This window comes from bacterium, assembly GCA_040755795.1.
GTDB lineage: Bacteria > UBA9089 > CG2-30-40-21 > CG2-30-40-21 > SBAY01 > JBFLXS01.
In genome coordinates this window covers 1-3,889 of record JBFLXS010000390.1, presented here as the reverse complement: position 1 = coordinate 3,889, position 3,889 = coordinate 1, and the positions used below count along the sequence as shown (strand labels likewise).

Genomic DNA, 3,889 nt, shown 5'->3' with positions numbered 1-3,889 from the left:
CAAAAGATTACCCAATATGGTCGAGGTGGTAAAACAAAAGGTGAATCTTTACCACCAATGGTCTTTACTTATCATCCGGATAACCCAAATTGGGATAAATACAAATGGGATAGGTGGGGATATTACTATGAAAAGGGCTCAGAAGGAACTCATAATCTTGAATCTAAACTTAATGGATTAAAACCCTGGGTATGGTCTTTAACCAAAGTTACTTCTCCTACTGGTGGCTTTACCGAATGGGCATATGAGTCTGATGTTTATTGCCTGGAAGGAGAAACTGAGAAAAAATATGGTGGGGGAATTAGAGTTGGCACAGTAACAGCAGACGACGGATTAGGTAATAAATCCTATACCCGATATTTATATAGTACAAATGATTTAGATTGGAATAATAGTCATAGTAGTGGACTTGTTTCTGTAGAACCTGCTCCGTTTTCCTCATCAGATCCTCCTTTTCATACGCTTACTTCTCCCCAGGAACAATCCTATGTTGGTTACAAAAAGGTAACGACTATCCCAGGATATAATCCTAACACACCCACTGAAATTCCTTACGGTTATGTAGTCAATGAATTTACTGGCTGGCAGAGAAAAACTCTGTTATCCGACCTTTCTATGTGGAAGATAGAACATGATGTTGCCTGGTATTATATCAAGGCATTTAATATTAAGTTAGACCATAAAGCAAAGGTTAAAATTGCCTGCTATGGGATACAAAGTGATTCCAACTATGCTTATCAAGTTGATATAAGATTAGATAATAAATCGGTATATTTTCAATATGTTGGTGGAGGTACCTATAATGACTACTGGAGACGCCATTCAACAGAAGAAATAGAGGTTGCTCCAGCTTCTCATACAATTGAATTTTGGGTAGCATGTGATAAAAAGGATGCTTATCTGAGTAATTTTAGTGTATTTTGGGATTATTATCAGGATATAGAATATAAAAGGGGAATACTAAAAACTACTAAATTTTATGACTCTTTAAAGAATCTTACTAAATCAGTAGAATATAGTTATAAATTTGATGAACAGGTAGAATGGTCAAACGACAAAGAAAATTTAACCAGTGGCTGGGCAAAACTGGATAGGGTAGAGACAACTATTGATGGTATCACTAACACTACAGAATTCGAATATAATCCCAGTAATGGCTTAATTAGTAAGAAGATTGAAAAAGGCGATACCAACGATAGAATTACTCAAATTACCTATGCCTTTGAGCAATATCCTCAACTAAAAGAAAGGCATTGGTTATCGCCAGGATATAGCCACTCTGTCTATAAAAACCAGGGTGAAACACTTACCCTGGTCAATGAAAGTAGAACTGATTGGGGAACTGATACGAATACCGACCTTCTTCGTCCTCAAGCAACTTACCAATGGTTAGACAATATTAACAACCCTAATGGGATAATTGATGAGGATGAACTTATCTGCACCTCAAAATTCCTGAAATACGATGTCTACGGTAACCTACTGCAAGAAGTAGATGGCAATAACGGCACTACTACATATTTCTATGGCGATAATTCCAATCCTTATAAAGAACCCGAAACTGATGGTACATACAATGATATTAATGGCGGTGGCTATTTCTCACATGCTTACCTTACCGCAGTTCAAAATACCTTAGGACATACGGCTGCTACTTTCTACAACAACGATACAACTATTGGAACTGTCACAGATGCTAATGGTATTTCTACCATTTATCTCTATGATAATTTTGGCAGGCTGAAGAAGGAGGTAAAACCGGGGGATACTATTGAATCCCCAACAGTAGCGTATGATTATTACTATGCCATAACCAAAGGTTTGCTTGGTTATGTCAAGAATGAAAAGCTTAATAATTATAACTCTTCTCCAATGCCGTTTTCTCCCTCTCCTCTACCAGAGGAACCACAGAACGCTAACCTGAATATGATAACTACCTGGCAAAAAATTACCGGGACTAAAACCATACAGGTTAGAAAACATTATGACGGATTAGGCAAATTACTCCGGACCGAGGCTGAAAATACTAATGATGCTTCTATTGAATCTTATTCCCAAAAATGGGAAAAGGACTGGAGTAAGTGTCAAATGAGTAATGTAACTACTGAAAATGGGAATTTAGTCTTAGCAAAGCTCACCGGAGGATATAATTATCTCCCGGTTTATGCGGAGACTCGACATGGAAAGAGCTATGAGTATAACCTTTCTCTATCAGATTCCAGTTATAAAATGGACAAATGGTGGAGGACAAATCTTCAACAACATCACAGTTATGATAATGGAACATATATAGATTATGCTAATAATGTGCTTCGAATAAGGTTTCGTTGTAATGGTAGTAAGTGGAGTCGTAAGGCTTATTATGGTGCTACCTATCATGTGGAGGGGTGGAAGTATGTTAATAGGGCTAATATTATCTCTCCACCCATCTACTGTGGAGATATTGTGTCCTGGGGTAAGTTTCAAGTAGAGGTGTCCAATGGACAGATATACTGGGGACCAATACCTTGTTTCATGCCACCTCCGCCACCTGAGCCTCCACCTAGCCGTCGATTCATTCAGATTTATACCCAGAGTAGTGATGATGGGATAAATTGGGAAGATTGGAAACAGGTAACAAGTGATGATATAGATGGTATTCAATCCTCTATAAAGAAATATATCCGCTGGAAGATGGAAATCTCTACCTCCAATAGCTCTGCTGAAACACCAGTGATTAAAAGCGTAACCATTAACTGGAATATAAAAGTTGATAATGACATCATTAGCGATATTGAATATAATAAATTGGGCTTGAAAGAAAAGATATTTAAACCTTATATCGAGAAAGAAGGTAGGGGAGGATATACTAAATACATCTATGAGCCAAACCCATTAGCCCGCATCTCTGAGGTAATTTACCCAGATAATAGTACAGTAACAACTTCCTATAGTAACGATGGTCAGAATCGAATAGTTAGTGTGAAAGATGAAAATAACCACTGGACACAAACTAAATTTGATAAATTAGGTAATATGATAGAGAAACAAACTGACTCTATTGATGGTATATCCTTTAATAACTCCACTACCTATGAATACGACATTCCTGGTAACTTAATCAGAGTAGTAGACCCAGAAGGCAATATCACTGAGTATGAATACGATACCTTGAGCAGATTAATCAAAAAGACTCATCCTGATACCGGTATAACCGAATACCATTACGATAATAATGGCAATCTGCGATTCAAACGAGATGCCTTGCATATTCAAGAAGGACTCTGGGTAGAATATCGTTATGACATCCTCAATAGACTTACCCAAAAAGGTCTCCTCAACTACTCTGGAGATAATCCCTATGAGGCACAAGGCTTTGAGTCGAAGGTAGATTACCTCTATGACGGTAAGCATCCTTATGCACCTCAGGGGGATAACTATCCAGTTGGGAACCTTACCCGAATGATAGATGGGGCAGGAACAACTACCTATTACTATGATGCCAGGGATAGATTGGTCAGGCAAGAACAGTTCCTTAGTGGTGCTAACTATGTTACCAGATATGCCTATGATTCTGGAGATAATCTCACATCTATCACCGACCCGGCAGGTAAAGTAACTAATTACTCTTATAACCACCTCAATCAACTTACTTCACTCAATATCAACGACATTGGTTCTGTTACATATATCTATACCCCGGAATCTGCGGTAGATAATATTAGCTTTGCCAATGGTATCACCACTAAATACTCATATTATCCTCGCGGCTGGATAAAGACAATTGATACCCAAAAAACCAGTAACCCTATCTTTCAACGATTATTTACTTATGACCAATCCGGTAATCTTACACAGGAATATTCAGACGCTACCGGGACGACAGCATTTGCCAATTATACCTATGATA

At 37.9% G+C, this 3,889-nt stretch carries 1 protein-coding gene; it reads left to right on the top strand.

Going from position 1 to position 3,889, the window contains the following annotated elements:
• Positions 1-3,889, top strand: a 3,889-nt coding sequence (locus AB1414_17170) for a hypothetical protein (GenBank protein ID MEW6609146.1), incomplete at both ends; no start/stop codon positions are given.